This window comes from Candidatus Egerieousia sp. (assembly GCF_056211015.1).
This window is the reverse complement of record NZ_JBAELF010000121.1, coordinates 1-1,579: the sequence shown is the minus strand read 5'-3', so window position 1 is coordinate 1,579 and position 1,579 is coordinate 1. Positions and strand designations below refer to the sequence as shown.

Here is a 1,579-nt window from a genome sequence, read left to right as displayed (position 1 = left end):
CTGAAGAACGACAATCCACAGGTTCTCATGTCTGAAGCCAGCCAGATAAGACCTATCGACAATTACACGATAAAGGCAAACCAGACACTTACGTGGATCTTTACCTCTGCAACGGATTGGCGCGAGATAACAAAGAAAACGTTGATAGAGGTAGAGAAGATGAAACGCATTGGCGTTACTGACGCTGAGCTTTCAAAATACATCGCATACAAGGATAGTTCCGACTTCCGTGCTATAGAAGACACAACAATTATTGAATGGAATGACACCACTTATGGTGGCAAGTCCGATCACGTTGATGCCAAGGGAGCAGCAGAGAATTGCATTGAGCATTACCTAAAGGGAACTATTGCAGTTTCGCCTATGGTGAGCACTATCCTTGACTCATACAACCGCCGTCATATCTCCCGAAGCATGGTGCAAACGGCAGCACAAACGATGTTTGACAAGACTCGTTGTGCATTGACCTTGACATTCATAGAGAACAATGACATTGCATTGCCAACAAAGGAGGATGTTCTCGCCTTATGGAATGAGGTGGAAGCTATGGAGTTTGCTACTGACACCGTAGCTTCTGATAGTCAACAGAAAAGGAAAAAGGTGTTCTTTATAAGTCCAAAGCCAGGCAAGGTCATAAAGAAGAATACGCTTGCTTACGATAAGTCCTTCACCGAATACACCCTGTCCAATGGCGTGAAGGTGGTGATGAACAACAAGCCCGACAGCAATATGGTGACGACAGAAGTACGTCTGTTCGTCAAGGGCGGTGAGACATTGCTGGAGAACGATGAGGTAATCTATTTGGAACACTTAAAGAAAGCCATCCGCAATTTCAATGAATACGAGCAACCTATACCTATGATAAAGGTGAATCCTGCGGAGGTTCTGTATGGTGCGTATGCTGACAGTGCCCAGTTGGAGAATATGTTTAAGTCTTTCCACATGCGACTCTATACTGAGAGCATCGATACCGTGGAGTACAACAAACTGACGGCACAGGCACGCATGACGGTGGAGATGCAGATGACTCCATTTATGCAAGCCTTCATTGACCTTATGTCGTACCCATACGCATCCAACGAACGTACGCGAATGCCGACAAAGGAAGAGGTGTCTGCGATGAGTATCAGCAAGATAAAGGATATTCTGGCTCGCCTGCACTCAAACTACAACGGTATGGTGGCGGTTGTCAAGACACCATTGAAGACTGATGTTGTTCTTCCTTTGGCTGAGAAATATCTTGGCAGCCTACCTTTCAAGGCAAAGCCTGTTGAGCGTAGAGAACGTATGGAGCAACATTATCGCACAAGCGATACCATCACCGTTCAGATTGTTGACGGAACCACTCCGAAGGCTGACTGCACAATGCTGCTTGCATGGGAGAAAGGCTTGAAGTATGATGCACATAATCATGCACACATGGATGCCTTGCGTAGTGTTCTAAATGAGGCACTTACAAACCGTATCCGCCTTCAGCATGGCGACACTTACAGCATAGCTGTGATACCAAAATTCTCCCAGCATCCTTTCCCACAGATGCTCTTCACCATCTCGTTTGTGTGCAACAAGTCGGAGGCCA

Annotated in this window: 1 protein-coding gene; it reads left to right on the top strand. The window is 46.2% G+C overall.

The genetic code is table 11. The features are described 5' to 3' along the window. On the top strand, positions 1-1,579 hold a 1,579-nt coding region (locus AC06L3_RS08165), incomplete at both ends, for an insulinase family protein (protein WP_475670127.1).